General features: G+C 74.4%; 17 protein-coding genes. 10 read left to right on the forward strand and 7 right to left on the reverse strand.

Features of this window, described 5'->3' with window-relative positions; genetic code table 11:
• Positions 1 to 55 precede the first annotated feature (55 nt).
• Positions 56 to 1,321, forward strand: coding sequence for an MFS transporter (locus E3N83_RS14620; RefSeq protein WP_191907818.1), 1,266 nt, complete (start codon positions 56 to 58; stop codon positions 1,319 to 1,321).
• A gap of 9 nt (positions 1,322 to 1,330) precedes the next feature.
• Here the strand turns inward: E3N83_RS14620 and E3N83_RS14625 are convergent, their stop codons facing one another.
• Positions 1,331 to 2,554, reverse strand: a complete 1,224-nt coding sequence (locus E3N83_RS14625) for a glucose-1-phosphate adenylyltransferase family protein (RefSeq protein ID WP_151083922.1) — start codon at positions 2,552 to 2,554, stop codon at positions 1,331 to 1,333.
• A gap of 87 nt (positions 2,555 to 2,641) precedes the next feature.
• On the opposite strand from E3N83_RS14625, the gene E3N83_RS14630 reads away from it, so the two are divergent.
• Complete coding sequence (locus tag E3N83_RS14630; protein ID WP_151083923.1) at positions 2,642 to 3,355, forward strand: alpha/beta fold hydrolase; 714 nt, start codon at positions 2,642 to 2,644, stop codon at positions 3,353 to 3,355.
• Between the two features lie 3 nt (positions 3,356 to 3,358).
• Here the strand turns inward: E3N83_RS14630 and E3N83_RS14635 are convergent, their stop codons facing one another.
• Complete coding sequence (locus E3N83_RS14635) at positions 3,359 to 4,816, reverse strand: cation:proton antiporter domain-containing protein (protein ID WP_151083924.1); 1,458 nt, start codon at positions 4,814 to 4,816, stop codon at positions 3,359 to 3,361.
• Between the two features lie 149 nt (positions 4,817 to 4,965).
• Between E3N83_RS14635 and E3N83_RS14640 the strand changes: the two genes are divergently transcribed.
• Positions 4,966 to 6,012, forward strand: coding sequence for an NAD-dependent epimerase/dehydratase family protein (locus E3N83_RS14640; RefSeq protein ID WP_191907819.1), 1,047 nt, complete (start codon positions 4,966 to 4,968; stop codon positions 6,010 to 6,012).
• Here E3N83_RS14640 and E3N83_RS20060 read toward each other — a convergent pair.
• Positions 5,999 to 6,313 carry a TraR/DksA family transcriptional regulator gene (locus E3N83_RS20060; protein WP_238342922.1) on the reverse strand — a complete coding sequence of 105 codons (315 nt, stop codon included), beginning with the start codon at positions 6,311 to 6,313 and terminating at the stop codon, positions 5,999 to 6,001. The two genes, E3N83_RS14640 and E3N83_RS20060, sit on opposite strands and share 14 nt — an antisense overlap.
• Positions 6,314 to 6,349: 36 nt before the next feature.
• On the opposite strand from E3N83_RS20060, the gene E3N83_RS14650 reads away from it, so the two are divergent.
• The 6 genes from E3N83_RS14650 (at position 6,350) to E3N83_RS14675 (ending at position 9,969) form a co-directional block, all read left to right on the forward strand.
• The gene (locus E3N83_RS14650) at positions 6,350 to 6,793 is read left to right on the forward strand and encodes an SRPBCC family protein (protein WP_151083926.1); all 444 of its coding nucleotides are present in this window, start codon (positions 6,350 to 6,352) and stop codon (positions 6,791 to 6,793) included.
• Entirely contained in the window at positions 6,777 to 7,403 is a 627-nt protein-coding gene (locus E3N83_RS14655; RefSeq protein ID WP_151083927.1) for a hypothetical protein, read from the forward strand. Before E3N83_RS14650 ends, E3N83_RS14655 begins: the two co-directional genes overlap by 17 nt.
• Positions 7,400 to 7,822 carry a cupin domain-containing protein gene (locus tag E3N83_RS14660; RefSeq protein WP_202879231.1) on the forward strand — a complete coding sequence of 141 codons (423 nt, stop codon included), beginning with the start codon at positions 7,400 to 7,402 and terminating at the stop codon, positions 7,820 to 7,822. Before E3N83_RS14655 ends, E3N83_RS14660 begins: the two co-directional genes overlap by 4 nt.
• Positions 7,823 to 7,861: 39 nt before the next feature.
• Complete coding sequence (locus E3N83_RS14665) at positions 7,862 to 8,728, forward strand: alpha/beta fold hydrolase (RefSeq protein WP_151083928.1); 867 nt, start codon at positions 7,862 to 7,864, stop codon at positions 8,726 to 8,728.
• A 13-nt stretch (positions 8,729 to 8,741) separates the two neighbouring features.
• Positions 8,742 to 9,674, forward strand: a complete 933-nt coding sequence (locus E3N83_RS14670; RefSeq protein WP_151083929.1) for an NADP-dependent oxidoreductase — start codon at positions 8,742 to 8,744, stop codon at positions 9,672 to 9,674.
• 73 nt (positions 9,675 to 9,747) lie between these two features.
• The gene (locus tag E3N83_RS14675; RefSeq protein ID WP_151083930.1) at positions 9,748 to 9,969 is read left to right on the forward strand and encodes a hypothetical protein; all 222 of its coding nucleotides are present in this window, start codon (positions 9,748 to 9,750) and stop codon (positions 9,967 to 9,969) included.
• Between the two features lie 13 nt (positions 9,970 to 9,982).
• On the opposite strand, the gene E3N83_RS14680 is transcribed toward E3N83_RS14675, so the two are convergent.
• Together E3N83_RS14680 and E3N83_RS14685 are read right to left on the reverse strand one after the other, a co-directional pair.
• Positions 9,983 to 10,243 (reverse strand): hypothetical protein, encoded by a 261-nt coding sequence (locus E3N83_RS14680; protein WP_151083931.1) that lies wholly within the window; start codon positions 10,241 to 10,243, stop codon positions 9,983 to 9,985.
• A 71-nt stretch (positions 10,244 to 10,314) separates the two neighbouring features.
• On the reverse strand, positions 10,315 to 11,247 hold the full coding sequence (locus E3N83_RS14685; protein ID WP_191907820.1) for an aminoglycoside phosphotransferase family protein: 933 nt from the start codon (positions 11,245 to 11,247) through the stop codon (positions 10,315 to 10,317).
• A 69-nt stretch (positions 11,248 to 11,316) separates the two neighbouring features.
• Between E3N83_RS14685 and E3N83_RS14690 the strand changes: the two genes are divergently transcribed.
• On the forward strand, positions 11,317 to 12,159 hold the full coding sequence (locus tag E3N83_RS14690) for an alpha/beta fold hydrolase (RefSeq protein ID WP_151083933.1): 843 nt from the start codon (positions 11,317 to 11,319) through the stop codon (positions 12,157 to 12,159).
• A gap of 69 nt (positions 12,160 to 12,228) precedes the next feature.
• On the opposite strand, the gene E3N83_RS14695 is transcribed toward E3N83_RS14690, so the two are convergent.
• Entirely contained in the window at positions 12,229 to 12,924 is a 696-nt protein-coding gene (locus tag E3N83_RS14695) for an EcsC family protein (protein ID WP_151083934.1), read from the reverse strand.
• Positions 12,921 to 13,889, reverse strand: a complete 969-nt coding sequence (locus E3N83_RS14700; RefSeq protein ID WP_151083935.1) for an SDR family NAD(P)-dependent oxidoreductase — start codon at positions 13,887 to 13,889, stop codon at positions 12,921 to 12,923. Before E3N83_RS14700 ends, E3N83_RS14695 begins: the two co-directional genes overlap by 4 nt.
• Positions 13,890 to 13,969 lie beyond the last annotated feature (80 nt).

Below are 13,969 nucleotides of genomic sequence, written 5' to 3' on the forward strand. Positions count from 1 at the left end.
GCGCCTCGGGACAAACCCCGCGACGCACCCCGCCGGATCGGGGATGCTGGCGCCCGTGCTGACGCGACGACTCCAGGTGCCGGCGGTGCTGCGCGAGGAGCCCCAGTACCGCCTGCTCTTCGGCAGCCAGGTGCTCTCGATCCTCGGCGACCGGGTGACCGGCATCGCGCTGCCGTTCGCGGTGCTCGCGGTCGGCGGCGGGGTCGGCAGCGTCGCGCTCACCTCGGCGGCGCAGTTCCTCCCGTTCGTGCTGCTGGCGCTGCCGGCCGGGGTGTGGGCGGACCGCTGGGACCGCAAGCGGATCCTGATCGCGTCCGACCTGGTGCGGCTGGTCACGCAGGCGGTCGCGGCCGTGCTCCTGCTCACCGGCACGGCCCACGTCGTCCACCTCGTCGTGCTGGCGGCGGTGTTCGGCGCGGCCGACGCCTTCTTCGCCCCCGCCTTCAGCGGGCTGCTGCCGACGACGGTGGCGCCGGCCAACATCCAGCCCGCGAACGCCCTGCGCGGCCTGACCTTCTCGCTGGGCAACGTGGTCGGGCCGGTGCTGGCCGGGTTGCTGATCGCCTACGCCGGCGGGCCGGGCAGTGCGCTGGTGCTCGACGCGGTCAGCTTCGCGGTCTCGGTGGCGCTGCTGCTGCCGCTGCGACCCCGCCTGGTCTCCGACGCGGTCGCCGAGGAGGACCCGACCGCGACCACCACGTCGTTCGGGGCCTCCCTGCGCGAGGGCTGGGGGGAGGTGCGTTCGCGCCCGTGGGTGCTCGGCTTCCTGGGCGGCTTCAGCGCCTACCACGTCGTCGTGCTGCCCTCGATCTTCGTGGTCGGACCGGTGCTGATGCTCCAGGAGTACGACGGGGCGCGGTCCTGGGCGCTGGTGACCGCGATGTTCGGGCTCGGCAACATCCTGGGCGACGTGCTGCTCCTGCGCTGGCGTCCCGCCTACGCGCTGCGCACCGGCGCCTACCTGCTGATCGGCTCGTCCTGTCAGGCGGCGATCATCGGCAGCCACCTGCCGGCGTGGGGGATCGGCGTGCTCGAGCTGCTCACGGGGATCTGCGTGACCGGCATGTTCACCCTCTGGGAGACCTCCCTGGGCGAGCACATCCCCAGCGCGGCGCTGTCGCGGGTGTCGAGCTACGACTACCTCTCGACCACCGGGGTGATCCCGCTGGGGAACCTCCTGGTCGGCTTCTCCGCGGCCACGTTCGGCCTGTACCCGAGCCTCTACGGGATGAGCGCGATCGGGATCGCGGCGGCCTTGCTCGTGCTGCGCGTGCCGTCGGTGCGGCACCTGCCGCGGGGCGCCGTGCCGGCCGAGACCTGACTCGGCGCGTCAGGCCGTCGTACCCGGCTCGAGCCGGGCACCGGCGGGGAGGACGGAGTCGACGGTGGAGCCGGCGCCGACGAGCACGATGTCGTCGTCGACGGCCACCCGACCGGACGGGACGGCGCCGATCCTGGCGCCGGGGCCGATCTCGCACCCCACGTCCACCACCGCGGTCTGCACGACCGCGCCGGAGCGCACCACGACGTCCTCGAACAGCACGCTGTCCACCACCCGGGCTCCCTTCTCCACCACCACGCCGGGGCCGAGCACGCAGCCGTCGACCTCCCCGGCGACGTCACAGCCCGGCGAGAGCAGGCTGTCGGTCAGCCGGGCGCCGGCCCGGACCCGCGCCGCGGGTCGGTCGGGCCAGTGCGAGATCACCGGCCGGTCCCGGTGGTCGAAGACGTCGACCTTCCCGGCCAGTAGGTCGCGGTGACCCTGGAGGTAGGTCCCGGGTTGGCCGAGGTCGCGCCAGTACCCGTCCAGGGGTACGGCGTGCACCGTGCCGGTCTCGATCAGTCGCGGGAGCAGGTGCTCACCGAAGTCCCCGAGGCCGCTGGAGTCGCCGTCCGCCTCGTCGTCGAGCTCGGCACGCAGTGTGGCCAGCGCCCCGAGCAGGGCCTCGGTGCGGTAGACGAAGATCTCGGTGGCGACGGTCCCGGTGCTCGGACGGGCGACCTTCACCTCGAGCCCGGTGACCACCCCGCCTCGACCCGTCAGCACCGCCACGTTGTCGGAGGCGTCCTTCTTGGTCACCTCCGCGGTGAGCAGGGTCGCGGTGCTCCCACGTGAGATGTGCTGCTCGACCACCGGCGCCAGGTCCATGTTGAACACGTGGTCGGCGCTGCTGACCAGCACGTGCTCGGGCGCGTGCGCGGCGATGTCTGCCGAGAGCTTGAGCAGCAGGTCGGCGTTGCCGTCGGAGAACCCCTCCTCGCTGGTCGGCCCGGTGCCGGTCTGGGGCACCATCCGCCGGAACCCGCCGCGGTTGCGGTCCAGGCTCCAGGGGCGGCCACCGGCGAGGTAGTCGTCGATCGAGGCGACCTGGTACTGCACGCTGACCCAGACGTCGACCAGGTCGGAGTGGGCCAGGCTCGACAGCGCGAAGTCCACCAGGCGGTGCACGCCGCCGAAGGGCAGCGCCGGCTTGGCGCGCTCGCGGGTCAGCACGTCCATCCGGGAGCCCTGGCCACCGGCCTGGACGATCGCCAGCACCTGTCCTCGTCGCATGCCGGGAGCCTGCCCCAGGCGTGGAGCACGCCGCCTCACCCCACCGAGGGAGGCGACTGTGGGCGCCGCCACCTACCCTCGGCCGGCATGGACATCATCCTGATCCCGGGCCTGTGGCTGACCGCCCGGTCGTGGGACGCGACCGTGCCCCTGCTCGAGGCGGCCGGTCACCGGCCCCACGCCCTGACCCTGCCCGGCATGGAGGCGGTCGACGCTGACCGGTCGGCGGTGACCCGACAGGCCCACGTCGACGCGGTGGTGGCCGCGATCGACGCGACCGACGCCGCGGAGGGCCCGGTCCTGCTGGTGGGCCACTCGATGGGTGGCGTCCTGGCCTGGGCCGCGGCCGCCGCCCGGCTCGACCGGGTGGCGGGGGTGGTCTTCCTGGCCAGCGAGCCCGACATCCCCGACGAGTCCGACTCGATGTTCCCGGTGGAGGGCGGCGAGGTCCCGCTTCCGGCATGGGACTTCTTCGACGACGAGATGGTCGCCGACCTCGACGACGACCTGCGCCGCCGGATCCGCGCGACCTCCGTGCCCTCACCGCTCACTGCCGTGACCGACCGCCTGGCCTTCGGCGACGACGGCCTCTACGACCTGCCGGTCACCATGGTCACGGCGGAGTACGACGCCGCCCAGCTCCAGGAGTGGACCGCTGCCGGGGAGTCCGGCACCGAGGAGATCGCCAAGCTCCGCCAGGTCCGCTGGGTCGACCTCCACAGCGGTCACTGGCCCCAGTTCAGCCGACCCGGCGACACCGCGCAGGTGATCCTGGAAGCCGCCCGCGACACCCGCGGCTGAGCCTCAGCGGGCCTTGAAGAGGCCGGCGACCAGGGCGTCGTCGGCGGCCAGGGCGAGCACCTCGTCGCCGGCCACGAGCTCGGTGGTCCCACGCACCTGCACCAGCCGCCCCGACCGGCTGACCATGCTGATCCAGACGTCCTCCTCGAGCGGCAGGTCGCCGATCGTGGTGCCGTCGGCGGCCGACCCGGCCTCGACCTCGAAGCGGTGCAACCCCTCGGGCTCGTCCCTGAAGCGCATCCCGAGCGCCCATGGCTCGGGCTCGACCACCCGCATCCGCACCTCCCACACCCGGGCGAGGGTCGGCACCAGCCCGCCCTGGACCAGCACGGAGACCAGCACCACGACGAAGATCACCGCATAGATCCGCTCCCCGCCGCGGACGCCCTCGGCGAGCACGTACGTGCCGAGCAGGATGGGCACCGCGCCCTTGAGCCCGGCCCAGAGCACGAATGCGCGCTCGCCACGACGCAGGCGGATCGGGGCGATCACCAGCCCGACGAACACCGGCCGGACGACCAGGATCAGCAGCGCGGCCAGGGCCAGGCCGGTCCAGCCGCGGCCGTGCCCGAAGGCCTGCGAGATCGGGATCGACAGGCCGAGCACGGTGAAGGCGACGATCTCCCCGAGGCTGCTGGCCGCCGAGGCGAAGCGCTCGATCTCCCGTTTGTACGGCGCCCGGACGTCGCCGACCAGGATCCCGGCGAGCAGCACCGCGAGGAAGCCGGACCCGTGCGCGAGTGTCGTGACGCCGTACACGAGGAGGGCGAAGGCCACCGCCCGCAGCGGGTACAGCGCCTCGTTGGGCAGCGGTACGTGCTGGAGGAGCCACCGCAGACCGAGGCCGCCGGCGACGCCCAGGACGATGCCGAGCACCATCTGGAGCGCGAACTCGCCGGCGCCGTGCGCGACCGCACCCCAGCCGGCCCCGGTGGCGCCGAGGATCGCGAGCATCAGCGCGATGCCCACGGGGTCGTTGGCGCCGGACTCCCCCTCGAGCAGCGTGCCGGTGCGGCCGGACACCTCGCGGCGTCCGAGCACGGAGAAGACCACGGCGGGGTCGGTGGGAGCCAGGGCGGTCCCCAACAGCAGGGCGCCCCGCCAGTCGAACCCGAACAAGCCGTGCGCGAGGAGGGCGACCGCACCGCCGGTCACGAACGTCCCCGCGACACCGAGCCAGACCACCCCGCCGGCGACCGGGCGGAACCTCTTCATGCCGATGTGCATCCCGCCGTCGAACAGGATCAGTACCAGCGCGACCGTGACGATGCGCTGGTCGGTCCGGATCGAGAGCGAGCCCAGCTCGTGGGGCCAGAGGTCGGCACAGACCGACGCCGCCACCAGGAAGATCGCCGGGGCGGGGATCCGCAGCCGCTCGCTGAGCCGGCTCGAGCCGGCGGCGGCGAGCACCGCGAGGGCGCAGGCGACGACCACGAGCGCGAAGGGGGCGACATCGTGCACGGGCGTCTCCTGGGGTCGAGGGCATCACCGCCGACCAGACTTCCCGGCACTCCGCCGTGCAGCCTAGCGACAACCGGGCCCGGCGGGCTGGTTGTCGCCGACCCCGGGCGGGTGAGGTGGGTCGACCGGGGACCGGCGAGACTGACCGGGTGACCACGGTTCTGGTGCTCGGTGCGACCGGCTACGTCGGCTCGCGGCTCGTGCCGGCCCTGCTCGACGAGGGGTACGACGTGGTGGCGGCGTCGTCGTCGGCGCCGGACCCGGAGCGCTTCGCCTGGGGCCACCGTGTCGTCTGGCGCCGGTGCGACGTGACCGACGCCGCGGCCGTGGGCCGGGCGGTCGACGACGTGGACGCGGTCTGCTACCTCGTCCACTCGCTCGACGAGCGCGACTTCACCGCCCGCGACCGCGTCGGCGCCGAGCACGTCCGCGACGCGGTGACCGCTGCCGGGGTCGGGCGGCTGGTCTACCTCTCCGGCCTGATCCCGGCCCTGGCGCCGGGCGAGCGTCAGTCGGCCCATCTCGCCTCACGGCTCGAGGTCGAGCAGATCCTGTCCGAGGCGGGGTGCCCGACCCTGACCCTGCGGGCCGGGGTAGTCCTCGGCGCCGGCTCCACGTCGTACGAGGTGATCCGGCAGCTGGCGTCGCTGCTGCTGGTCCAGCCGATCCCGCGCTGGCTGGACACCCGCGTGCAGCCGGTCGCCGTCACCGACGTGGTCCGGGCCCTGGTCGAGGGGCTCGCGGGCAATGCGACCGGCTCCCTCGACGTCGGGGGTCCCGACGTGGTGCCCTACCCCCGGCTGCTCGGCGCCTACGCCCGGGCTGCCCGGCTGCCCCGGCTGCGCGTGCCGGCCCTGGTCGCGCCGGTGACCGCGGTCGGCGTCGGTACGGCGCTCCTGGTCGGGGCGCCCTTCTGGACCGTGACCGCCCTGGTCGAGAGCCTCCAGCACGACATGGTCTGCCGCCCCGGTCACACCTGGGAGCCAGACGGCGAGCCGCTGCTCGGCGTCGGCGAGGCGATGGCCCGGGCGGTCGGCCGCCGTGGCCCGGAGGTGGCCGAGGCTCCGCTGCCCAGCGACCCGGCCTGGACCCGGATGCGGGCCCCACTCCTGGACCGCCTGCACGCCCCGACGGTGCTGCGAGCCGGTGCCAGCCTGGCCCGGCGCCGCGTGACCGGTCTGCTCAACCGTCCTTGACGCACCGCGTCGCCCAGGGCCGGGCCTCGAGCCGGCCCTCGGGGATCGGCTCGCCGCAGACCTCGCAGACGCCGTAGGTGCCCTCGACGACGAGCTGGCGGGCACGTCGTACCTCGGTGAGCATGGCCAGCAGGGCCTCCTGGGTGGACACGGCCGCCAGCCGGTCGACCGCCATCGAGGTGCCCTCCCCGACCCGCTTGCCGAACGAGATCGAGCCGATCTCGGCCGGCAGCCGGGTGAGCTCGGCCAGCTCGGCCTCGAGCTCGGCCTCGCGCGCAGCGAGGATCACGTCGGGTTCCATCTCTCCAGCGTAGGTCGGCCCGGCTAGCGTGGCCGCATGCTCTCCGCCCACCGCAGCTTCGTGACCTCCTCCGCCCCCGACACGGTCCACGCCTACCTCGCCGACTTCACCCACGCCGAGGAGTGGGACCCCGGCACGGTCGAGTGCACCCGCCTCGACGGTGACGGCGGTGTCGGCACCCGCTACCGCAACGTGTCGTCGTTCCTGGGCCGCACGACCGAGGTGCAGTACGTCGCCGAGGAGATCACCGCGCCGACGTTCGTGCACTTCGCCGGTCACAACGCGCAGTTCGAGGGTCACGACCGGATCCGGCTCGAGGCCGTCGGAGGTGGCACCCAGGTGACCTACGACGCGTCGTTCTCCTTCAAGGGGGCCAGCAAGGTCGCCGTCCCGCTGGTCGCGCTCTACCTCCCGATCCTGGCCAACAAGACCGTGGCACAGCTCAAGCAGTCGCTGGATCGCCTTGGCCCGGCCGCCTGACCAGCGCTTCCAGGGCACCATCGCCGGCCTGGGCTCGACCAGCGGTGTGCGGGTGGTGGTCGGCTGGTGGGAGGCGTCGCCGTACGGCGCCTTCGCCGACGTGATGCTCGCCCAGCCCGACGGCACCCGGGTGCTCCTGGCTCCCGACGCGCAGATCGCGGACTTCGTGGCCGGCACCTACTCCTTCGACCGGGTCGAGGTGGCACCGGTGGTGGTCGCGCGCACCGCGGCGACGGTGCACGTCCGTGCCGGCGCCCTCGACCTGTCGTACGACGTGGGCTCGCGCGCCCCGCTGGGCCGGCTCCTGCAGCTGGTCCCGCGCGCCCTCGCCACCAGCCCCGGCTGGAGCCGGGTGACCGACCCGGTCGCGCGGCTGGTCCTCCGGGGGGTGCGGACCCGCGGCTCGGCCGGAGGCGGCCGGACCGAGGTCTACGGAGCGACCGACCTGCACCGGATCGTGCGCCTCGACGGGACCTGGCAGGGGCGGCCGCTGGGCGACCTGCGACCGCTGACACCCGAGCCGGGCTTCGGCTTCGGGTCGACCCCACCGGCGCCGTCGGTGACCACCCTGGTGACGACGGTCCGCGACGCGCCTAGCCTGACCTCGTGACGAACGACTCCGACCAGACGGGCCCGGCCCACGGCGATCCGGCCCGGCCCTGCACCCACGTCCCCGGCGACGCGCTGAGCGAGGCCGACCCGACCCCGGGGATGACCCGCCGCCTCGCGTCGCACACCGAGGGCATGTGGACCGGCACCGTCGACACCGAGCCCGGCACGGTGTCGGGGTGGCACCACCACGGCGAGAACGAGACCACCATCTACATCGTCAGCGGGGTGATGCGGATCGAGTCCGGACCCGGCGGCCGCGAGGTCGTCGAGGCCGGGCCCGGCGACTTCCTGCGAGTACCGGCCGGCGCCGTGCACCGCGAGTCCAACCCCACCGGCGACCCGGCGCGGGCCGTGGTCGTGCGCTGCGGCAGCGGCGAGCCGACCTTCAACACCGACGGCCCGGCGCCCGACGCCTGAGCCAGCTCCACCACCCGCACCACCACGAGGAGAGCCGGCATGTCGATGATCACCCTGAAGGACGGACGCGACCTCGAGGTCGAGGTCAGCGGGCCGGAGGCCGGCGACGTCGTGGTCTTCCACCACGGCACACCGGGCGGCTCGGAGCAGGCCAGGTTCATGGCCCGCGCCGTGCACGCCCGCGGGCTGCGACTGGTGACGTGGTCGCGTCCCGGGTACGGCGCCTCGACCCGGCAGGCGGGCCGCACCGTCGCCGACGTGGTCGCCGACACCACCGCGGTGCTCGACCACCTGGGTGCGCAGACCTGCCTCGTGGCCGGCTGGTCCGGCGGCGGGCCGCATGCCCTGGCCTGTGGCGCGCTCCTGGCGGACCGCGTGCGTGGCGTGCTCTGCATCGCCGGCGTCGCGCCGTACGGCGTGACAGGGCTGGACTTCCTGGCCGGCATGGGCGCGGACAACATCGAGGAGTTCGGCGAGGCGCTGCGGGGTGAGGACGCGCTGCGCACCTGGCTGGACGCCCAGCGTCCCGAGATGCTGGAGCTGACCGCCGACCAGGTCGCCGACTCGCTGGGCAACCTGATCCCGCCGGTCGACGCCGCGGTGCTGACCGGTGAGTTCTCCGAGGACCTCGCCTCGGAGTTCCGCCAGGCACTGTCGGTCGGCGTCGACGGCTGGCTCGACGACGACCTGGCCTTCACCCGTCCCTGGGGCTTCGACCTGGCCGGGATCGCGGTGCCGACCTACCTCTGGCAGGGCAGCGACGACCTGATGGTGCCGTTCGCGCACGGGCAGTGGCTGGCCGGGCAGATCCCCGGCGTCACCGCGCACCTCGAGCAGGGTGAGGGCCACCTCTCGGTCGGGATCGGTGCCTTCTACCGGATGCTCGACGAGCTGACCGGCGCGTGAGCGCGGCCGCCTGATGGAGCGGCACTGGATCGCCGAGCGGCCCGGCGGGTTGGAGGTCTTCGACCTCGTGCCGTACGACCCGCCGGCACCGGCGGCCGGCGAGGTCACGGTGCGGGTGCGGGCCGCGGGCGTCAACCCGGCGGACGCCAAGCACGTGAAGGTCGGCAGGGCGGAGGACTTCCCGCGGGGCGTCGGCTACGAGATCGCCGGGGTGCTCACCGCGGTCGGCCCCGGGACCGAGATCGCCTCGGGCGGGGGCGTGGTCGGTGACGCGGTGCTCGCCTTCCGGGTGCGGGGCGGCTGGGCCACCGCGATCACGGTGCCGGCCCGAGACGTCTTCGCCAAGCCCGCCTCCCTCTCGTTCGAGGAGGCCGCCAACCTCCTCCTGGCCGCCACCACCGCCTCGGAGATGCTGCACGTGACCGGGGTCGCGCCCGGCGAGACCGTGGTCGTGCACGGCGCCTCGGGCGCGGTGGGGGTCAGCCTGCTGCAGCAGGCGGCCCGCCTCGGACTGCGCGTGCTGGGCACCTGCAGCGAGTCCCGCTTCGACGAGGTACGGCGCTTCGGCGGCGAGCCGGTCGGCTACGGCCCCGGGCTGGAGTCCCGGCTGCGGGCCGCGGCGCCCGACGGTTTCGACGCCGCGCTGGACTGCGTCGGCACCGAGGAGGCGGTCGACGTCTCGCTCTCGCTGGTGCCCGACCGTGACCGGATCGTCACGATCGCAGCCAAGCAGCGCGGTGCCCAGGTCGGGATCCGGGTGATCGGCGGCGACCTGCCCGAGAGCGCTGCCTATCGCGACGGCGTACGCGCGGAGCTCGTCCGGCTGGCCGGGGAGGGCGGGCTCGTGGTGCCGATGGCCCGGACCTTCCCGCTCGAGCAGGCGCTGGCCGCCGCCGACCTCCTCGCCGGTGGGCACCCCGGCGGGAAGGTCGCGCTGATCCCCTGAGCCGATCCGGGCGACCCGTCCGTCCACCCCGGGCACCCGATCCACGCCTGCCGGGTCGTGCGATGCTCCCCGCATGCTGCTGCGACGGATCCTGGTGCTCGCGGTCGCGGTCGCCTACGTCGGCTATCGCGGCTACCTCCGCTTGGCGCTGGCCCGCGCCCGGCGCCGGGGCGACGTCGCGCGTGAGCAGGTCCTGCGGCGGCGTTCGGCCGCGATCACAAGGTGGGCGGTCGGGGGCGCGCTCGTGGTGATGGCGTTCCTGGTGCTGCTGGTGGTGCTCAACTCGCGCCAGTGACCAACCGGTGGGCTCAGGAGTAGCGGTGGCTCTTGGCCGCGTGACCCTGCTCGCGGGTGCAGGTGCGGCCGCTCATGTTGCGGTGGCCGCAGAGCTCCTCGGCGGCGGCGGCGGTGGCGTTGGCGGCGGCCGGCTCCGGCGCCGACCGCACGGCTGTCGCGGTCGCCACCGTCGACGAGGGCCGCTTCGGTGCGGGAGTGCCCTTGCGGGCGCGGGCCTCCGCCTCGGCGTACCGGGCCTCGCGCATCGCCCGCAGGCCGTCCATCTTGCTCATCGTCGCCTCACCCCTCAGACCCTAGGTGCGGCCACCGACAGCGCTCGACCGCCTCGCCGGTCGGGTGCCGCTCAGGTGGTCGCGTGGTCGGCCAGGACGGCCCGGGCCAGGGCCAGCCGTTCGGTGCAGCGGACCGGCATGGTGGTCCAGTAGTAGGGGAAGGTCATCAGCGCCAGGGCCAGCGCCCAGGCCCGGCCGCGGAGCCAGGTCGCCTCGTCGACGCCGACCAGGTCGCGGAAGGTGGCTCGCGCCGCCGGGTCGAGGAGCTCCCAGGCGACCACCAGGTCGACGGTCGGATCTCCGACCGCCAGGCCGCCGAAGTCCAGCACCGCGGCGAGCCGTCCGTCGCGCCCGAGGAGGTTCTCGGCGAGGAGGTCGCCGTGGTACCAGCCGGCGGCGACGTCAGGCGTCCGCGGGAGCGCGACCGCGTCGTCCCAGACCTCCGCGCAGGCCACGAGGTCGAGGTCGAGGCCGGCGATCTCGCGGCAGGCGGCCAGCGCAGCCCGGGTCGAGGTGTCCATGGTGTCCAGCGGCTCGCCGCGGTACCAGCGCAGGTCCGGGTCCTGCAGAGCCGACGCCGGGACTGCCGTGTCGGCCAGCCCGGTCACGACGGCCGCGAGGTCGCGGGCCAGATCGTGGCGCGGGGGCTCCCCGGAGACCGGTGGCGTGGGCGGCTCACCCGTCAGCCAGCGCACCACCGACCACCGCTCGGGATAGCCGAAGCCCGGTCCGCCGACCTCCACCACCTCGGGGACGGCCACCGGCAGGGCGGGCTCGACGTACGGGAGCCAGCGCCGCTCCTTCTCGATCGTCGCCGTGCCGCCGGGCTGACGGGGCAGCCGTACCAGCAGGTCGCCACCCAGGCGGAACAGTGCGTTGCTCGAGCCCGAGGCATCGAGCCGGTGCAGGGGCAGCGCGTCGTACGACGTCGAGAGCGTGCCCAGCAGCGACCGCACCAGGCTCTCGTCGATCGGGATCTCGTCGTCGTGCAGCGGTCCGGTCACCCACCCACCCCACCGCACTCCGGGTGGGCTGTCGAGCCGGTTCCGGCGCGCGGTGGTAGACCTGAGCCCATGCCCGAGGCGTACGACGTCCCCGTCGCCGGGGGATCCCTGCGGGTGACGAGCTGGGCGGGCTCCGGCCCGCCGGTGCTGGCGATCCACGGCATCACCTCGTCGTCGCGCTCCTGGCCGTTCCTGGCCCAGGCGCTGGGCCGGACGGTGCTCGCCCCCGACCTGCGCGGCCGCGGGCGGTCCAGCGGCCTGCCCGGCCCGGTCGGGATGGCGGCGCACGCCGAGGACTGCGCCGCGGTGCTCCGCGCGATCGCCGACGAGCCGCTGGTCGTGGTCGGGCACTCGATGGGCGGCTTCGTGGCCGGTGTGCTCGCGGCCCGGCATCCCGACCTGGTCCGGGCGCTGGTTCTGGTGGACGGCGGGCTCCCGTTCCCGCCGGCCGACGAGCAGGCGACCCTGGCCGGCCTCGCGCCGATCACGCAGCGGCTCCAGGCGTCGTACACCCGCGAGGAGTACCGCGACTGGTTCCGGCGCCACCCGGCGTTCGCGCGCGACTGGACCCCCGAGGCGGAGGAGTACGCCGACTACGACCTGCCCACGGAGCCGGGCCGGCCCAGCGCCGACCCGGAGGCGGTCGCGGCCGACCAGGTCGACATGGTCAGCGGGACGACGTTCGCCGAGGCGATCACGCGACAGACCCACCCCCGGGTCTTCCTGCACGCCGGCCGAGGCTTCGCCGACGACCCGCCGGGGCTCTATCCCCAGGCCACGGTCGACGCGTACTCCGCCCGCTGGCCCGACCTCGACGTGCGCCGGGTCGCGGACGTCAACCACTACACGATCGTGCTCAGCCGCCGCGGCGCCGCCGCCGTCGCAGCGGCGGTCACCGACCTGGTGCCGTAGCTCAGCGCAGCCGGCTGGTTGCCGAGGCCCCGGTTCCGCGCTGCCTGGCGGCCCGGCTGGTCCCTGGTCTCAGGCGTCGGCAAGCGGCGGGAACTCGCCCATCGCGTGGTCGGCGATCCGCTTCATCATCCAGCTGTCGATCCCGGACCCCATCACCCCGCCGACCACGGGTACCCCGCGGCCGAGCCGGACGAACGCCTTCTCGCCCACCCCGCGCATCAACCGGAAGGCGATCGCCTTGTTCAGCATCAGCAGGGCTGCCGGTGGCAGCTGTCCGGACACGAGCCTCAGCGCCCGGCCGCCGCCGGTGGCGAGACCGGCCTTGGCCAGGACCTCGTCCGCGTCGGCGCCCACCAGGGTGAGCAGGATCGCCGTCCGGACCCGCGGCTCGTCGACGTCGTACCCGCGCAGGACCGCGATCGAGCCCACCATCCGGGTCGCGAGCACGTAGAACTCGACGACGTTGACGGGGAGGGCGATCGGCATCGTCACGAACCCGCCGATGCCGGTGACGAAGCCGCCGACCGCGCCGCGGGCGAGGTGCGAGCGGGCGACCCGGGCGATGGCGGCGTCGTTCGACCGGCTGCGCGCCACCGCAGCCGCAGCGATCTCGCGCGACGAGCTGAGCGGCCCGATGCCGTCGATCCCGGCGTCGAGCAGCACCTGGACCAGTCGGGACACGGCGTTGTCGTCCGTGGTCTGCGAGGCGGCGAGGTCGAGGGCGTGGACCGGCTCGAGGCTGCGCGAGCGCTTCGACGACCTCATGCCGGCTCCCCGACGTACGCCGCGACCGCGTCGTCGCAGAACGTCCAGAACCGGGCCCGGTCGGCCGCCGACTCCTGGTGCCGGCCGAAGGCGTGGGTCGGCCGGACGGCACGGTCGTGCCAGAAGCCGCCCGTCGGTGGCTCGAGGTGGTCGGCGGCCAGCAGCCAGACGATGGTGTCGGCGCCCTCCTCCGACGTGCGCAGGATCGGCCGGGTCAGGCTCCGGAACCTCGGCAGGTGTCGCTGGACGCCCGGGGTGTCGGCCCAGCCGGGATGCATGGCGCGGACGGTGATGTCGCGGTCGGCCAGTCGCTCGGCCCACTGCTCGGCCAGCACCACCTGCATCCGCTTGGCCCGAGCGTACGCCGTCACCCCGGAGTACTCGCCCTCGCGGAACTCCGGGTCGTCGACCGCCAGCGGCTGCGAGTACATGCCTCCGGAGGAGACGAACAGCACCCGTGACCCGGGCACCAGCACCGGGACCAGGAGCGAGGTCAGCAGGTGCGGCCCGAGCACGTGGACGCTGAGGGTGAGCTCGTGCCCCTCGGGGGTCTCGGTGCGCGGATCGGCCATCAGCCCCGCGTTGTGGACCAGGCCGTGGAGCGCGGGCACGCGGGCGCCGAAGTCCTGCGCGAACGCCGCCACGGCGGGCAGTGAGCCCAGGTCGCACTCCTCGACCACGATCTCGGCGTTCGGCACGCGGCGACGCACGCCCCGCGCCGCCGACTCACCGCGTTGCCGGTCGCGGCCCAGCAGGTGCACGGTGGCACCGAGCCGGGCGCAGGCCTCGACGGTCGCCAGCCCGAGACCGGACGTGCCGCCGGTGACCAGCACCACGCGGCCGTCGAGCGCACCGTCGGGCAGCGGCGACCACTGCCGCCGGCGCAGGTGGTAGCCGATCCGGGAGTAGCCCGGGGCCACGGTCCGGTCGAGCACCTGGTCGACGACGCCCGCTATGGAACCCATGTCCCGACCCTAGCCAGCCGCTCCGAAGCCGACCCCGCCCCAGGGGGTGGGTCGACGCCCCCGGGCCGGTGACAGACTCC

It is taken from the genome of Nocardioides cynanchi (genome assembly GCF_008761635.1).
GTDB lineage: Bacteria > Actinomycetota > Actinomycetes > Propionibacteriales > Nocardioidaceae > Nocardioides > Nocardioides cynanchi.

Bases quoted from the DNA above. Each gene is read 5' to 3' on its own strand.
- E3N83_RS14630 (WP_151083923.1), top strand. From the start codon at position 2,642: ATGGACATCATCCTGATCCCGGGCCTGTGGCTGACCGCCCGGTCGTGG.
- E3N83_RS14680 (WP_151083931.1), bottom strand. From the start codon at position 10,243: ATGAGCAAGATGGACGGCCTGCGGGCGATGCGCGAGGCCCGGTACGCC.
- E3N83_RS14695 (WP_151083934.1), bottom strand. From the start codon at position 12,924: ATGAGGTCGTCGAAGCGCTCGCGCAGCCTCGAGCCGGTCCACGCCCTC.
- E3N83_RS14675 (WP_151083930.1), top strand. From the start codon at position 9,748: ATGCTGCTGCGACGGATCCTGGTGCTCGCGGTCGCGGTCGCCTACGTC.
- E3N83_RS14690 (WP_151083933.1), top strand. From the start codon at position 11,317: ATGCCCGAGGCGTACGACGTCCCCGTCGCCGGGGGATCCCTGCGGGTG.
- E3N83_RS14665 (WP_151083928.1), top strand. From the start codon at position 7,862: ATGTCGATGATCACCCTGAAGGACGGACGCGACCTCGAGGTCGAGGTC.
- E3N83_RS14625 (WP_151083922.1), bottom strand. From the start codon at position 2,554: ATGCGACGAGGACAGGTGCTGGCGATCGTCCAGGCCGGTGGCCAGGGC.
- E3N83_RS14700 (WP_151083935.1), bottom strand. From the start codon at position 13,889: ATGGGTTCCATAGCGGGCGTCGTCGACCAGGTGCTCGACCGGACCGTG.
- E3N83_RS20060 (WP_238342922.1), bottom strand. From the start codon at position 6,313: ATGGAACCCGACGTGATCCTCGCTGCGCGCGAGGCCGAGCTCGAGGCC.
- E3N83_RS14650 (WP_151083926.1), top strand. From the start codon at position 6,350: ATGCTCTCCGCCCACCGCAGCTTCGTGACCTCCTCCGCCCCCGACACG.
- E3N83_RS14670 (WP_151083929.1), top strand. From the start codon at position 8,742: ATGGAGCGGCACTGGATCGCCGAGCGGCCCGGCGGGTTGGAGGTCTTC.